Source organism: Longimicrobium sp. (genome assembly GCF_036387355.1).
GTDB lineage: Bacteria > Gemmatimonadota > Gemmatimonadetes > Longimicrobiales > Longimicrobiaceae > Longimicrobium.
The window spans coordinates 1-14,431 of sequence record NZ_DASVTX010000406.1; the positions used below are offsets into that span (position 1 = coordinate 1).

Sequence of the window (14,431 nt, forward strand, 5' to 3'; positions counted from 1 at the left end):
CACGAGGCCAGCAGGGCGCACGCACACAGGGCCAGGGCGCGGATGCGTCTTTTCAGGAGGTGCATGCGGGGGGAGGAATGCGGAAGGGAATACGCGGAAGCATGCCGCTGCGCAGACGGGAAGCCGGCCTCATCCGCGCTCTCTCACGCAACCCGGCCTGCACGGTGAACAGCGGACTCCCGCGTGTGCCGGAGGGTGGGTTCACGCCGTGTCCTCGCGGGACGGGGGCACGGCCGCGCTGCGGGCGAGCGCCCGCTTGGCCGAGCGCATGGCGATGCGGATGAAGCCGTAGTGGACCAGCGCGTAGCTCAGCCCGCGGCTCACCCCTCGACCGGTCTGGCGCCCGCCACCGCGGCCCACACGAGCCCGCCGGCAACTCCCGCCAGCGCAAAGCCGTAACCCGCCGGGCGCAGCCAGGGCGAAATGCCTCGGCGCTGAATGCGGGCCAGGGTGTGGAACACGCCGCCGTACGCCAGCATGCCTGCGCCGCCGCCGACCGCCACCGCCCACGGCATGCCTGTCAAGAAGTGCCAGACCGGGACGACTCCAACGGCGACGACAAGCATGAAGAGTACGATGTCGCGCAGCGGACCCGGAGGTGCACCCGCGGTGCGTTCCACATGGGCGCGGCGCTGGGGTGCCAGCGCGGCCATGATGGCGGCGAAGCCGAGAGTGGCTACGACCGCCCCCGCGACTCGCGCGCCGGTCTGCAGCCCCACCCGGTCGCCGAACAGCGCGGCAGGGAGCGCGACGTACCCCACCGCCGTCGCGGCAAGAACGACGGCCCGGCGGCGCCCTCCCAGTCGCGGCAACTCATCCTTCGGGCGGGGCGCGGGCATCTGGTTCACGGTCTCACTCCGGGACAGCTGCGGATTGTTCGAGGAAACATATCCAGCCCGCACGCATTCCGCACCGGCCGGGCGCCCGAAGTTCAGCGCTCGAAACGCACACTCTGAGAGCTCCGCCCGCGGGGCGCTTCTTCAGGGATGGGCGGCTCCGAGAACGATCATCGACCAGAAGAGCGTGCCCGTCGGCACGGCCATGACGCCCGCCAGCACGTACCGGATCACCTCGGGCTGGCCGCTGGGCAAGAACCAGATGGCCGCGGTCACCAGAAGCAGCATCGCGGACGCGATCCGCAGATGGCGGGAGACGACCGGTGAGTACCGGTCGCCGTACCGCGGACGCACGCGCCGCCGGATCGCCCCCGGAATGCCGCGCGCCAGGAAACTCAGGCGCACGAGGTTCACCATCTCCCCGGCGTACTCGATCATTACGCATCTCCGTGCAGGGTTTCGCCGGGCCTGATGTGCTTCGAAAGCCATCCGCCGTGCGACCGACCGTACGCCGTCGTCTGCCCCGGGGTTTCGCGAGCGGCGCTGGGGGGGGCATCAGACAGCGGGGCACGTGGAGTGATCCACGTGCCCCGCCGTTCATCCCATCCCAGGTGCCGCGTGAGGCTACTGCGGCAGGAAGGCCTGGCGCGCGGCGGCCAGCAGCGGGTCGCGGCTGCCCAGCGGCGCGGTGGAGATGTGGCCCTGGCCGATGGTCCACACGATGGTGCCGCCCAGCCCCTTGCCGCGGGCAAACTCACCCTTGGCGGCAATGGACTGCTCGTTCTCGTACGAGATGAAGTTGCACCCCTGCGGGCCCTTGGCCGTGGCGAAGGTCAGGTACGGCACCCCCGCCGCCGCGTCCCAGCGGTACGCCGCGGGATCATGGTACAGCGACATGATGTTGCTGTAGCTCATGGTGTTGTCGCCCGCCGAGAACGCCGTGGTGGACGTCTGCTGCGTGCGCGGCTCGTAGACGTTCTTCCAGCACGATCCGTAAAAGCCCAGGCCGATGCCCAGCTTGGCGGCCGGCACGCCCACGCTCAGGTAGCGCGCCACCGTGCTGCTCACCGAGGTGGGGCGGTACGTGGCCGCGTCGTTCAGCGGCGAGTGGTGCCAGATCTCCCACTGCGAGTAGTTGCCCGACATGGCGTAGCTCATGACGTTCATCTGGTCCACCACCGCCGCGGCCTGCGCGTACCACGCGTCGTACGTGCCGGGGAAGTTGTTGTTCACCGTGCCTACCGGAATGGTGATGAGCATCCCCGGCCGGCGGGCGCGCAGGTCCTGCAGCAGCGCCAGCAGCGCGGGCTTGTCGGCGTCGTTGATGGGCTCCCAGTCCACGTCGATGCCGTCGTAGCCCAGGTTGTCCATCGTGTTGACGAGGTTCGTCACGAACGTGGCGCGCGTGGACGACGACGCGGCGCTCACGAACTCGGCGTGCGTGCCCTCGCCGCCCAGCATGAGGATGGCCTTCTTGCCGGCCTGGTGCGCGCGCGTGCTCAGGGTGCGCGCCATCGCGGGCCCTTCGGTGTCGTTGATGTCGAAGTGCGTCAGCACGCCGCCGTTGGACGTGGGCAGAATGCGGCCCACGATGATGTGGCTCATCAGCGAGAAGTCCACTTCCTCGGGCGGATACAGGCTGCGCTGGTAGCCCACGTAGTAGCCCGACACCCACTTGCCGCCGGAGGGCACCGGCGGTGCGGCCTGCGGCGTCACCGGGGCGGAGGGCGCCGAGGCCGGGCTGGCCCCCACGGAGTTGATGGCCACCACGGTGAAGGTGTACGCCGTGCCGTTGATCAGCCCGGCCACTACGCCGCTCGTCGCCGGCGCGGTGACGGTCAGCGTGGCGCCGCCGGGCGAGGCGGTCACGCGGTAGCTGCTGATGGGCTTGCCCCCGTTGCTGGTGGGCGCGGTCCACGTCACGGTGGCGCGCGCGTCGCCGGCGGTGGCGGCCACGTTCAGCGGGGCGCTGGGTACGGTGGCGCGCGCCGCCTTGGCCGTGTCGACGCTGTGTTCGTCGCCGGTGCCGGCCACGTCGCTGCACGCGGCCATGCCGAGCGAAAGGGCAAGGCCGGTGGCGAGCAGCCGGGCGGTGTAGCGCATGCGGTTCTGGATCATCGTCTGCGTGCTTGGAGAGGGAAGGTTCTCCACCGCGGCGGGGCCGCGGCGGACGTCCCGAGTATCATCAAAATCGCACAATCTTCGTATCGGTCAACTGCACCAGTCGCAGAGGACGATACTGCATCCTCATCTGCGGCGCCCTGTCCTGCCGCGGGCGGTGCTGTTTTTGGCCGATGATCGGCGCGGGCCTCGGACAAATTCAAGCGGGAGCGCGGGAAAGCCGCATGGGGCGGGTGACCCGGTGCACGTCAGGCGTTTTCCGATGGATAGGAAGCAGCCCCGTCCGCCGGCAGGCGTTCGGGGCTGTGTTGATAATGATGGTACCGGATGATCGTGCCCGGCCGTCCGGGAGGTGTCAGTACGCACTCCCGCTGCGGCGTCTCGATCCGCTCTTTCGGCCCAGCCAGATCAAGGCGGATGCAAGCGCAAGGACTGCCGCGCCGGCCATGGACAGACCGGCGGCGCGGATCACCCACACGTTCCGGGCGTGGATTTCATAGTACCAGCCCAGCCAGAACCACCCGGCCGAGAGCAGGCAGATGACGGCCAGCACCCACCCTCCGGCGGACGACCGCAGCAGGTTCGTGACCGGCCGGAACAGCCATGCGGCGGGCCACATCAGCGGCTCTCCGAAGATCGCGCCGATGACTTCCAGGATCAGCCACAGGGCGATCCCGGCCAGGATCTCCATTTCCCCTCCGTTTCAGGTGTGCGCTTTCCTGCTTGCCGTTCGTCCGGCCCCGGGCGGGGCTTCACGAGTGGTACGCCGGCGCCCGGCTTGCTGTACCGCCCGGCGTAGCGGTTCAGGTCCGGCATCCCGCACCACGCCGGTGCAAAGACGTGTGCCGGTGAAATCACCACGTCGAGGAGAGCATCGCCAGCGCGGGCGCGCACAGCAGAGTTGTGATGAACACGGGCTGTGCCCACGCATGCTGCCCCGCCACGGCGGCCTGCCACGCCAGCCAGAACCATCCCGCGGAAAACATCCACACCACGACCAGCACCAGGAACCCGGCGTTCGACCGCAGCGCTCGTCCCAACGGCCGGAGCAGCCAGGCGCCAACTGGACGGACGGCGTCACCAACGATCATGCCGGCGGCCCAGATCAGCATCTCCACGGTTCCCCCGTTCGCCAGAAGGCGGACACTCTCGTCCGTACGGCTGGTTCGGCGCGGGGTTTCGCGGAGATCACACGGGCGGCTCAGACCCCGAGCTCCTCCGCGAGCTCGACGTAGCGGTCCAGCGAGTCCGGCGCCTGGCGGATGCCGGCCAGGCCCACCGTGTCGAACTCGTCCCGTCCCTCATCGGCCTGCACACCCAGCCATCGCAGCGCGGGGCTGATGGCGGTGATGGGCGGATCGGCCGCTTCCTCGCCCCGGTACAGCTGCGCCCACTGATCGCCGATGCCGCCGAAGTAGTCCGTGGTAATCAGGGCGAACACCGGCTCGCGGCCCGTGATCCGACGCATCAGCACGGCGCTCACCCGCTCCGTGGGAAAGAGGAGCTCGCGGGGAAACGCGCCCGGCAGGTCGCCCTCGATCCCCAGCTTCTTCTGCCAGACGGCGGTGAAGTAGTGCGTGATGTGAAACAGCGTCAGATCCTGCCCCAGATCGATGCCGGCCAGGTCGAACTGGGCAGCCGCGTCGCGGTCATACGGGCCCAGCAGGATGATGGCGGTGATGCAGTGGCCCACGGAGCCTCAGTCCGCCGCGGCGCCGCCGCCCTCAGGGGCGTTGTGGCTGTAGATCTGGATGTAGTTGCCGCAGGTGTCGTCGAGCACGGCGGCCGTCACGGGGCCCATCGCCTTGGGCTCGGCGCGGAATGCGACGCCGAGCTTCTTCAGCCGCGCGTATTCGGCGTGCACGTCATCCACCAGAAAGGCGGTGAGCGGGGTGCCCTGCTTGCGTAGCGCCGAGGTGAACGCGAGCGCGGCGGGGTTGTTGTTGGGCTCCAGCACCAGTTCCACGCCGTCGGGCGCCTCCGGCGACACGAGGGTGATCCAGCTGAACTCGCCCATGGGGATGTTGTGCTTCTCCACGAAGCCGAGCTTTTCCGTGTAGAACCGCAGCGCCTTCTGCTGGTCATCCACCATGATGCTGCTGAGCTGGATCTTCATCTCGTATTCCTGCTGGGATGGACTGGGTGATGGATCAGAGCCAGCGGCGCACGCGCTGTCGGTACTCGTGGTACTCCGCGCCGAACTCGGCTTCCAGGTAGCGCTCCTCGCGGCTGATGACGAAGTGCTGCAGCAGCAGAAGGACGGCGGGAAGGAGCAGCAGCGGCCACGCGGTGCGGGCCAGGAGCATGCCGCCCAGGTAGGCCGCCAGCATCCCCGTGTACATGGGATTGCGGGTGAAGCGGTACGGCCCGGCGTACACGATCCGCGAGGCGGGCTGGGTGGGATAGATGCCGGTCCGCGCGCGCCGGAATGTGAGCACGCCCCACAAGATGATCGCCAATCCCGCCACCACGAGCACGGGTCCGGCGACACCGGCGATCCGCTGCACGCCCACGGGCAGTAGCGGCAGATGCACCACGTACCGGTCCAGCGCCCAGCCGGCCACCAGCCCCGCCACGAACAGCAGCAGCGGCGGAAAGCGGACGCCGGGGTTCGCCGGCGCCGCGGGTTCATCCATCATGTGGTTTCAGTGGAATGTGCGGATGGCGCGTGAGACGTCGCAGCCACGCGGCTGCCGGAAGGGTAGCCGCACTCTGCGTGGGGGACAAGCGTAACCCTGCCCCGCGGCGGTGGTTTGTGTGGAAGGAAATGCCTCAGGCTGCGGACGCCGGAGCGCGGCTGGCTATCTGGCGGAGTTCGCGGTTGCCGATGATGCGGGCGCGCTGCCCTTCCGCGGTCGCCTGGATCATCGCGCGGCCGATGTCCTGGCCCGCGACGTACAGTCCCGCAAAGGGGCGCAGCACGCGAAAGAAGGGACGCATCGCCTGCAGAAAGCGCGGCGCGTTGGGCGAATCCTCGCCGTCGATGAACGCGGGGCGCCAGCACACCGCGCCGAAGTCGCGCATCAGGTCGCGCTCCGTCTCCGCCTTGACCCGCGCCCACATCATCCTGCTGTCCAACCCCGCGCCCTGGCCGCTGACGTAGTGGAACGCCGCGCCCGGGCTGCGCTCCGCCAGCATCCGCGCGGCGGCGACGGCAAAGTCGTGCGTTATTAAGCGATACGCCGCTTCGTCCGGCACCTGCGTGGCGGAGATCCCGAGGCACCACAGGCACGCGTCCACGCCCGTGAACGCGTCCGCGATCGGCTCGTAGTCCAGAAAGTCGCCGTGGACGGAAACGCGCAGCTTGTCGTGCGCGAACCCCAGCGGCCGTCGCGCGACCGCCCGCACCTCCGCCACCGCGGGCGAGGCGGCGCATGCCCGCACCACGCTCCCGCCCGCCCCGCCCGTCGCCCCGAACACCAGAACCTTCATCCCCGCCTCCCGAGTTGGCCGCGCGCGACACTCCCCTGCCCTTCCCCCGCGTTCCACCGCCACCCCGGCGTGAACCGCCGTTGCCGTTCAGCGGGTTTCGCACGACCTGCGTCAGTGCTCCAGCAAGGGGTCCTGCACGTTCTCCGCGTCGTGAAGCAGCGCCGAAGCTGGCGTGCTGAGCGCTCCCGCGATCAGGCGCAGCACGCGGATCGTGGGTGACTTTAGTCCCCGCTCCAGTTGGCTGATGTACGTGGGGTGCAGCTTGCACCGGACTGCCAGCGCTTCCTGAGAGATGCCTGCGCTTTTTCGTTTCTGGGCGATCACCCTGCCCAGCACCCGCTCGAAGTTGTCCATGACCTCAGTGGTGAGAGACCGGACCAGAGTCGCGGGGCTGGTACTTTTGTACCAGAGACGATAGTATTAGGAAGCGGATGCGCTGAGCCTTTCCACTCCCGAGGAGGCCGTATGCTCACGATTGGCGAACAGACCCGACTCCCTTCCCCGATGCGCCTGCTGGAGATGCTGGCGGACCGGTTCGGCGCGTTCGAAGCGGTCGCGAACTCCACGATCAAGCTGGCCCGCTACGCGCCTGATGAAGAACTCTCGATGGACCCGCAGGTGGCCGAAGCCGTTTTGGAATTCGGGAGCGACCTGCGGGAAGCGTTCAAGATCGCACGGGCTTGGGCCGACGCGCGAGATTGAGCGATCGCATCCGTTGGCGAGAAGTCACTCGCGATCCTGCAGGATGTCGTAGATACGGCTATGCATCTCTCGCCCGAAGACTGTCAGGGTCCAGTACTCGCTTGGCTCAGCAGGCGGATGTTTCCGCCGTGAGGGCTCTACCAAGCGCAAAAGAGCAAGATCTTCTAACCACAAACTGATTGTTCCGTATTCGATCGGCCACTTGTTGCTCAGCTCACGTGGACCGGTTCCCGCCAAACGCTGCGCCATGCTATGAGCCAGATACTCGGTAGAGGCCCCAATGTATAGCTCTGGTGCCATATAATACACAAATAGATCCAACAACGTATCCGATCGTATTTTTGTCCAAGTATCCGCCCCGTCAAAACGTATCCGCACTGGATGGCGATCAGCTTCCAGCAATCGGATTGTTTTCGGCTACTCCGGCAGGGTCCTCGCTTTCCGTACCAGACTCGAGTAGCTCTAGTCGAGACCGGAGATTGACGTTCTCGCTACTCAGCCTTCCTACGTCAGCCAGAACTGGCAACGGAAGTACGTTCCTCGAACGTACCCACCCAGGTCGTGGGTTAGTAACGATCAGCTTCATCAACGCAATCGAAAAGCGGCCATGCAAGTCCTCGGCTGATGTCCAAAAGCCTACAGGTTTCTTCCGAATCTTCGCTTTGAAGGCCTGCAGTGCAGACCGCATCGCGCCGCTATCTTCGATATATCTCGGAGGCCACACTGCATTTTCATCCAACACAAACCCGATTACGGGGACGCCTTGCTGGATTGCGTAGTCGTACTCCCTTTCAGTATAGCTGATTTTGCCAACTAACGATCCATACCGGTGAGCCACGATAACGACATAATAGTCGCTCTGGTCTATCGTGCGGGCGATAACCTTCCATTGCTCTTCGTCGGCTGCGCTAAACATCTCCATCCCGACTGGGATGTGACCCATCTCGAGAGTTGCCTTGATTATTTGATCGCGCTCGGTGCGGAGATCCTCAAACGTCGAGCTGACGAAAACCTGATACTTGGGCTGCATGGCTACATCCTCATAGAATCGGGATCGCAGAGGGGCGCCCGCAACTCGCGGCGCCCCTCGTCTTTCCTCTGCTTCTCTGCTGCTCTGCGTAAGACCGGTCTGTTGCGGAGTCGCGCTCAGACCAGCTTCATTACCACGGGCTCGGCGCCCGAGTAGTCGTAGAAGCCCTTGCCGCTCTTCCGGCCGTAGTAGCCCAGCGAAATCATCCGCTTGAGCAGCGGCGGGCTGGCGTAGCGCTTCTCCTTGTACTCCTCGAACATGATCCCGCCGATCTTGTCGAGCGTATCCAGCCCCACGAAGTCGCTCAGGGTGAACGGGCCCATCGGGTAGCCGGTGCCCAGCCGCATCCCCTTGTCGATGTCCTCGATGCTGGCCACGCCCTGCTCCAGGCAGCGGATGGCGTCCATCATGTACGGCACCAGCAGCAGGTTCACCACGAAGCCCGAGTTGTCCTTGCACACGATGGGCTCCTTGCCCAGCGACCTGGCGAACTCGAAGGCGGTGTCGAAGACCTGCGCGTCGGTGGCGATCGTCTTTACGACCTCCACCAGCTTCATCACCGGCACGGGGTTGAAGAAGTGCAGCCCCACCATGCGCTCCGGGCGCTTGGTCGCGGCCGCCATGTCGGCGATGGTGAGCGACGACGTGTTGCTGGCAAAGATGGTGTCCGGCCCGCAGACGCCGTCCAGCGTGCGCCACATCTCGTTCTTGAGCGTCAGGTCCTCGACCACCGCCTCGATGATGATGTCGCACTCCGCCAGATCTTCCAGCTTCGTGGTCCCGCGCAGCCGGCCCACGATGGCGTCGCGGTCTTCGGCGGCCATCTTGCCCTTCTCGACCGCCTTGCCCAGCTGCTTGCCGATCCCGCCGATACCCCGCTGGCACAGCTCGTCCGAGACCTCGCGGACCAGCGTGTCGTATCCCGCCGCGGCGCACACCTGCGCGATTCCGCTCCCCATCAGCCCGCAGCCCAGCACTCCGACCCGCTTGATCTCCGCCATCCTGGTCTCCTTGAAAGGTACGACCCGTCCAACGCGGGACGGGGGGTGGGTTTGCGTTCAGTCCAGCGCTACCGCTGCTCCGCGCACGTTCCGCGGCCCGGCTGGCCGTCGTTGAGAATGTGGACGGGCCACAGGTCCCGGTCGCGCGGCAGCATGTCGACGCACATCCAGCCCGGCGCCGCCGAGCGCAGGACGGGCGGGTGGTACCAGCGCAGCCGCGGCACCTCCCAGCCGGGCAGAGAATCCAGCGTGGCGGCGTACCGCCCGTATTCCAGCCGGTACGACTCCTGGAGCGTGCGAATCTGCTTGAGCATGGGCCCGGGCTCCGCCGCGCGCGCCTCCGGCGGCGGAACCGACGGCCGGGTGGCCAGCCGCGGCGGGCCCTCGCCGTACACCGGCATCTCCGGCGGCCGCGGACCGTTGAAGTCCGGCGCGGGCGCCAGCCCCGAGGGCGTGGCGGACGCGCGCACCACCGTGCCCTCCGCCGTCCGTTCCACCCGCTCCAGCCGGATGCAGCGCTCCGGGCGGTCCGTTTCGCACAGGCGCAGCACGTCGGGCTCGCGCGCCACGCGGTAGTCGCCCGGCACGGTGCCCGTGAACGGAAAGTCGATCAGCATGCGGTCGGGCGTCACGAACTGGTAGCGGCCCACCACGCGCCCCGGCCAGCGGTACAGCAGCACGGTGCCGTTGCCGAACAGTTCCACCGATTCATCGCCGCCGCGCCAGAACCCGGCGACCAGCTCCGCGCCCGCCACCACCGGGATTTCCGCGCGGGACGGTTGGTCGCGCGACTCCGCCGCGCGCGCGTCGCGCCCGCACGAGGCGAGCGGAAGCGCGCACGCCAGCAGCGCCGCGCGGGGCAGAAGACGCGTCATGGGCATCACCGGTCCTGGGGTCCGCGGGGAGGGCCGCCCAGGCGGATGTTGAATCCGCCGCCGCCCAGGGTGAATCCGCCGCCCCCCGGCCCGCCGGGCCCGCCCGGACCCCGCGCGCCCCGCGGCGTGGGGAGATTGAGCTCGTTGTGCTCCACGCGGTCCAGACACGACTCCAGCTTGTCCTGCGTGGACGACTGCACGGCGCCGTAGATGCCGCGCATCCCCAGCCAGCTCCCCAGCATGGCGGGAAGGCTGAGCAGGGCCAGCGGGTCGATGATGGGCGTGGCCAGCACCGCCGCGGTGATCCCCACGCCTGCGCCGATGCCCATGGTGGCCGCGCCGGCCGCCATCCCCGCGCGCACGCCGGACGTATCCACCGTCAGCTCCACCAGGCAGCTGTCCGCGTCCAGGGCGGAGATGGCCACGTCCAGCTGAGCCAGGTCCATGGCCGCGTGCGACGCGCCGAACTTGCGCGACGCACGCCCCAGCACCGCGGCCACGCCCGTACCGCGCACGTAGCGGGTGCGGTCGGGAAAGCGGCGCTGCACCAGCATGTACTCGCAGCGGAGCAGATATTCTTCCAGCAGCAGCCCCACCGCCGCGCCGGGGCGCCGCACGGTGCGCGCGGCGCGGATCACGCCGGGGCCCATCGCGCGCACCATCATCCCCCGCTCGGGGGGCGCCTGGCCACGGACGTCGGTGATGGCGCGGCGCACGGAAACCGGGTCCAGCCCCAGCTCCTGCCCTATGCGCAGCACCTCGCCCTCGGTGATCCCCTCGTCGGGGGTGCCGGCGGCGGACTGGATCTCCACGGCGCGGCGGATCACCGCCTCCAGCTCCTGCGAGCTGAGGCGGCGGGCCGGCAGGTTTCCGCTGCCGGGAGGCCCCGGGGGGCCGGACGATCCGCTCGCGTCGGTCATGGAAAGGCAGTGCCCAGTGCGGAAAAGAAGTGCCCGGTGCCCAGGATCAGGTGGCCGGTGCCGGGCACTGGGCACTTGAACCTGGGCACTTCTTTTCTCTCCCTCAATCCGCCGCGATGGCCTGCTCGGCGGCCCTGGGGAACGCCTCCACCACCAGCGCGATCCCCTGCCCGCCGCCGATGCAGGCGGTGCCCAGGCCGTAGCGCTTGCCTTGGCGGCGAAGCTCGTGCAGAAGGTGCACGGTGATGCGCGCGCCGCTCATGCCCAGCGGGTGGCTCATGGCGATGGCGCCGCCGGACACGTTGGTGCGCTCGCGGTCCAGCCCCAGCTCCTTTTCCACCGCGCAGAACTGCGACGCGAACGCCTCGTTCACCTCCACCAGATCCATCTGGCCCACGTCCATCCCCGCTCGCTTGAGCGCCAGGCGCGAGGCCGGCGCCGGGCCGATCCCCATGTGCTTGGGCTCCACCCCGCTGATGCCCCACGACACCAGGCGGCCGATGGGCTGCAGGCCGTTGCGGCGGGCGTACGCCTCGCTGGACATCATCACCGCCGCGCCGCCGTCGCCGATGCCGCTGGCGTTGCCGGCCGTCACCGTGCCGCCTTCCTTGAAGTACGGCTTGAGCTTGGCCAGGCTCTCCATCGTGGTCTCGGGCCGCATGTGCTCGTCGCAGGCGAACAGCGTTTCACCCTTGCGGCTCTTGAGGGTGATGGGGGTGATCTCGGCGTCGAAGCGCTTCTGCTCGCACGCCTGCCCGGCCAGCTGCTGCGAGCGGAAGGCGTACTCGTCCACCTGCTGGCGGGTGATGCCGTACTGGTCCGCCAGGTTTTCCGCCGTCACGGCCATGCTGCAGCCGGCGAACGGGTCCGTGAGCGCCTCCCACAGCAGGTCCTCGTAGAACTTGCCGCTGGGCCCCAGGCGCTGGTCGCCCCACCGCGCGCCGCGGATCACGTGCGGAGCCTGGCTCATGCTCTCGGTGCCGCCGCAGAGCGCCACTTCGGCCTCGCCCAGCATGATCTCCATGGCGCCGCTCACGATGGCCTGAAATCCCGAGCCGCACAGGCGGTTCAGGGTGAGCGCCGGGGTGTCGATGGGGAGGCCGGCCTTGAGGCCGATGTGGCGCGCCAGGTAGATGGCGTCGGCGCTGGTCTGCAGCGCGTTGCCGAATACCACGTGGCCCACGTCCTCGGCCGGAATGCCGCTTTCCTGCAGCGCGGCCTTGGCCGCAAAGGTGCCCAGGTCGGTGGCGCTGAAGTCCTTGAGCGAGCCGCCGAAGGTGCCCATTCCCGTCCGCTTGGCGGAGAGGAAGACGATGTCCGTATCCTTGCCCTGCGTTGCCATAGTGGGATCGACCTCGTGCGTCGTTTGATGAACCGCGCCGGATGGGAAGCCCGGCAGAATATCCCCCCAAAGCGCGGCCCGTCAAGCCGAAATCCGCCGCCGTGGCGGTGAGTGCGGCTCACCATTCGGGCCGGGAAGGAACGGCAACCGCAGGGCCTCTAACGGAGACACAGAGCCACAGAGACAGAACGGCTGAAGGCGTGGATGCCGCCCAGCCCCGCCGCTCCTTCACCTATTCCCTATTCCCTATTCCCTATTCCCTATTCCCTATTCCCTCTTCCCTGCCCCACCTGCCGCAGCGCCTCATACAACGTAATCCCCACCGCCGTCGACAGGTTCAGCGACCGCGCGGTGGGCAGCATGGGAATGCGGATGGCGCGGTCCGGGTCGGCCTCGATCAGGTGCGCGGGGAGCCCGCGCGACTCGGGGCCGAACAGGAGCACGTCGTCCGGGGCAAAGTCCGCCTCCCACAACGTCCGCTCGGCGCGGGTGGTCAGCATCCACACGCGGCGGCCCGCGGTCGCCTCGGCGAAGTCCTCCCAGGCCACGTGCCGGTGCGACGTCACGTTGCCCCAGTAGTCCATCACCGCGCGCCTGGCCTTGGGATGATCGAACGAGAACCCCAGGCGCCCGATCAGGTGCAGCGGCGAGCCCGTAGCCCCGCACAGCCGCGCCACGCCGCCCGCGTTGCCGGGGATCTCCGGCTCGTACAGCGCCACGTCCAGCCGCGAGGGGCGCAGGATGGCACCATCCATTCGGGGCTCGTCATCTCCCGCGTCCATGCGCGAGGGCAGATCATCCATCGGATTGTCGAAAACGGAAGAGTGGCGTCCCTCCAACCGGGACGAACGACGGCGAATGCCTGGGGGCGGAATGTTACGCGACCCGACCGGCGGCACCAGTGTACCAGACGGCATCAGGCGGTTCGCGCGGGCGTACGCGACCCGCGGCCGGGCGGCCAGAGCGGGCCACGGGCCAACCTACAGGCTGGATGACGCAGATGCAGGATCGATTTCCGCTTTCCGTGCTGGACCTTGCCCCCATCGTGCAGGGCGGCACGGCGGGGCAGGCGCTCCGCAACTCGCTGGACCTTGCACAACACGCGGAGCGATGGGGCTACCACCGCTTCTGGCTGGCCGAGCACCACAACATCCCGGGGGTGGCCAGCGCGGCCACGTCCGTCCTGATCGCGCACGTGGCGGGCGGAACCTCCACCATCCGCGTGGGCGCGGGCGGCATCATGCTTCCCAACCACGCGCCGCTGATGATCGCGGAGCAGTTCGGCACGTTGGCGGCGCTCTTTCCAGGCCGCATCGACCTGGGCCTCGGCCGCGCGCCGGGGAGCGACCAGGTGACCGCGCACGCGCTGCGCCGCACCCTTCCGCCGGGCGGCGTGGACAGCTTTCCCGACGACGTGCAGGAGCTGATGGCGTACTTCCGCGAGCCGGTGCCCGGGCAGCGGGTGCGCGCCGTCCCTGGTGCGGGGGAAGAAGTGCCGGTGTGGATCCTGGGGAGCAGCCTGTACGGCGCGCAGCTCGCCGCGGCGCTGGGGCTGCCCTACGCCTTTGCCTCGCACTTCGCGCCGGCGATGATGATGCAGGCGATCCAGGTGTACCGCGAGCGCTTTCAGCCCTCCGCGCAGCTGGACCGGCCGTACGTGATGCTGGGGTTCAACGTGTTCGGCGCGGAGACGGACGAGCATGCGCGCTTTCTGATGACCTCCATGCAGCAGGCGTTCGCCAACCTGCGCCGCGGCCGGCCCACGCCTTTGCAGCCGCCGGTGGAGAACTACGAGGAGCAGCTTGCCCCGTTCGAGCGGGCGATGCTGAGCGACGTGCTCGCCTGCACCGCCGTCGGCGCGCCGGAGACGGTGCGCGCCAGCATGGAGGCGTTCATCGCCCGCACCGGCGCCGACGAGCTGATGATCACGTCGCAGATCTACGACCATGCCGCGCGCCTGCGCTCGTACGAGATCGCCGCGGACGTGGGCGCGTCGCTCAGCAGAAGTGAGGCGATCGCGGCGGATTGAGGGACATCCGTGGGGGACGGAGTGGTTGGCGGTCGCTGCGGATTGAGAAATTCGGGTGGCAGACGGAGTGGTTGGCGGCCGAGTTCCCCTGAGCGGATGAATCCGCCGCTCAGGAAGCGGTTGAAGCCTCGATCGTGGCCGCT

General features: G+C 68.3%; 19 protein-coding genes. 2 read left to right on the forward strand and 17 right to left on the reverse strand.

Going from position 1 to position 14,431, the window contains the following annotated elements; all coding sequences use genetic code 11:
• Positions 1-201: 201 nt before the first annotated feature.
• The 11 genes from VF665_RS17810 to VF665_RS17860 form a co-directional block, all read right to left on the reverse strand.
• Positions 202-324 carry a hypothetical protein gene (locus tag VF665_RS17810; protein ID WP_331054798.1) on the reverse strand — a complete coding sequence of 41 codons (123 nt, stop codon included), beginning with the start codon at positions 322-324 and terminating at the stop codon, positions 202-204.
• Entirely contained in the window at positions 321-848 is a 528-nt protein-coding gene (locus VF665_RS17815; protein WP_331054799.1) for a hypothetical protein, read from the reverse strand. The genes VF665_RS17810 and VF665_RS17815 overlap by 4 nt, the downstream gene beginning before the upstream one ends.
• 132 nt (positions 849-980) lie before the next feature.
• Positions 981-1,274 (reverse strand): hypothetical protein, encoded by a 294-nt coding sequence (locus tag VF665_RS17820; protein WP_331054800.1) that lies wholly within the window; start codon positions 1,272-1,274, stop codon positions 981-983.
• A 186-nt stretch (positions 1,275-1,460) separates the two neighbouring features.
• Positions 1,461-2,954 carry a glycosyl hydrolase family 18 protein gene (locus VF665_RS17825; protein WP_331054801.1) on the reverse strand — a complete coding sequence of 498 codons (1,494 nt, stop codon included), beginning with the start codon at positions 2,952-2,954 and terminating at the stop codon, positions 1,461-1,463.
• Between the two features lie 358 nt (positions 2,955-3,312).
• On the reverse strand, positions 3,313-3,648 hold the full coding sequence (locus VF665_RS17830) for a hypothetical protein (protein WP_331054802.1): 336 nt from the start codon (positions 3,646-3,648) through the stop codon (positions 3,313-3,315).
• A 163-nt stretch (positions 3,649-3,811) separates the two neighbouring features.
• Positions 3,812-4,069: a hypothetical protein gene (locus VF665_RS17835; protein WP_331054803.1), complete on the reverse strand. Its 258-nt coding sequence runs from the start codon at positions 4,067-4,069 to the stop codon at positions 3,812-3,814.
• Between the two features lie 89 nt (positions 4,070-4,158).
• Positions 4,159-4,650 (reverse strand): hypothetical protein, encoded by a 492-nt coding sequence (locus VF665_RS17840; protein ID WP_331054804.1) that lies wholly within the window; start codon positions 4,648-4,650, stop codon positions 4,159-4,161.
• Positions 4,651-4,656: 6 nt separating this feature from the next.
• Positions 4,657-5,073, reverse strand: a complete 417-nt coding sequence (locus tag VF665_RS17845; protein WP_331054805.1) for a VOC family protein — start codon at positions 5,071-5,073, stop codon at positions 4,657-4,659.
• 34 nt (positions 5,074-5,107) lie between these two features.
• On the reverse strand, positions 5,108-5,593 hold the full coding sequence (locus VF665_RS17850) for an isoprenylcysteine carboxylmethyltransferase family protein (protein WP_331054806.1): 486 nt from the start codon (positions 5,591-5,593) through the stop codon (positions 5,108-5,110).
• Positions 5,594-5,729: 136 nt separating this feature from the next.
• Entirely contained in the window at positions 5,730-6,389 is a 660-nt protein-coding gene (locus VF665_RS17855; RefSeq protein WP_331054807.1) for an NAD(P)H-binding protein, read from the reverse strand.
• Positions 6,390-6,500: 111 nt separating this feature from the next.
• Positions 6,501-6,743 (reverse strand): helix-turn-helix transcriptional regulator, encoded by a 243-nt coding sequence (locus tag VF665_RS17860; RefSeq protein WP_331054808.1) that lies wholly within the window; start codon positions 6,741-6,743, stop codon positions 6,501-6,503.
• Positions 6,744-6,854: 111 nt separating this feature from the next.
• Here VF665_RS17860 and VF665_RS17865 point away from each other — a divergent pair, with 111 nt between their 5' ends.
• Positions 6,855-7,091, forward strand: a complete 237-nt coding sequence (locus VF665_RS17865) for a hypothetical protein (protein WP_331054809.1) — start codon at positions 6,855-6,857, stop codon at positions 7,089-7,091.
• Positions 7,092-7,479: 388 nt separating this feature from the next.
• Here VF665_RS17865 and VF665_RS17870 read toward each other — a convergent pair whose 3' ends face one another.
• From VF665_RS17870 to VF665_RS17895, 6 genes are all read right to left on the reverse strand, one after another.
• Positions 7,480-8,121, reverse strand: coding sequence for a DUF4062 domain-containing protein (locus tag VF665_RS17870; protein ID WP_331054810.1), 642 nt, complete (start codon positions 8,119-8,121; stop codon positions 7,480-7,482).
• 116 nt (positions 8,122-8,237) lie between these two features.
• Positions 8,238-9,122: a 3-hydroxybutyryl-CoA dehydrogenase gene (locus tag VF665_RS17875; RefSeq protein WP_331054811.1), complete on the reverse strand. Its 885-nt coding sequence runs from the start codon at positions 9,120-9,122 to the stop codon at positions 8,238-8,240.
• 68 nt (positions 9,123-9,190) lie between these two features.
• Positions 9,191-9,997, reverse strand: coding sequence for a hypothetical protein (locus tag VF665_RS17880; protein WP_331054812.1), 807 nt, complete (start codon positions 9,995-9,997; stop codon positions 9,191-9,193).
• A gap of 5 nt (positions 9,998-10,002) precedes the next feature.
• Positions 10,003-10,917: a hypothetical protein gene (locus VF665_RS17885; RefSeq protein ID WP_331054813.1), complete on the reverse strand. Its 915-nt coding sequence runs from the start codon at positions 10,915-10,917 to the stop codon at positions 10,003-10,005.
• 103 nt (positions 10,918-11,020) lie between these two features.
• Positions 11,021-12,259, reverse strand: a complete 1,239-nt coding sequence (locus VF665_RS17890; RefSeq protein ID WP_331054814.1) for an acetyl-CoA C-acetyltransferase — start codon at positions 12,257-12,259, stop codon at positions 11,021-11,023.
• 260 nt (positions 12,260-12,519) lie between these two features.
• Positions 12,520-13,062 carry a tRNA (cytidine(34)-2'-O)-methyltransferase gene (locus VF665_RS17895; RefSeq protein ID WP_331054815.1) on the reverse strand — a complete coding sequence of 181 codons (543 nt, stop codon included), beginning with the start codon at positions 13,060-13,062 and terminating at the stop codon, positions 12,520-12,522.
• Positions 13,063-13,259: 197 nt separating this feature from the next.
• Here VF665_RS17895 and VF665_RS17900 point away from each other — a divergent pair, with 197 nt between their 5' ends.
• Positions 13,260-14,288 carry an LLM class flavin-dependent oxidoreductase gene (locus VF665_RS17900; protein ID WP_331054816.1) on the forward strand — a complete coding sequence of 343 codons (1,029 nt, stop codon included), beginning with the start codon at positions 13,260-13,262 and terminating at the stop codon, positions 14,286-14,288.
• The last annotated feature ends 143 nt before the right edge of the window (positions 14,289-14,431 follow it).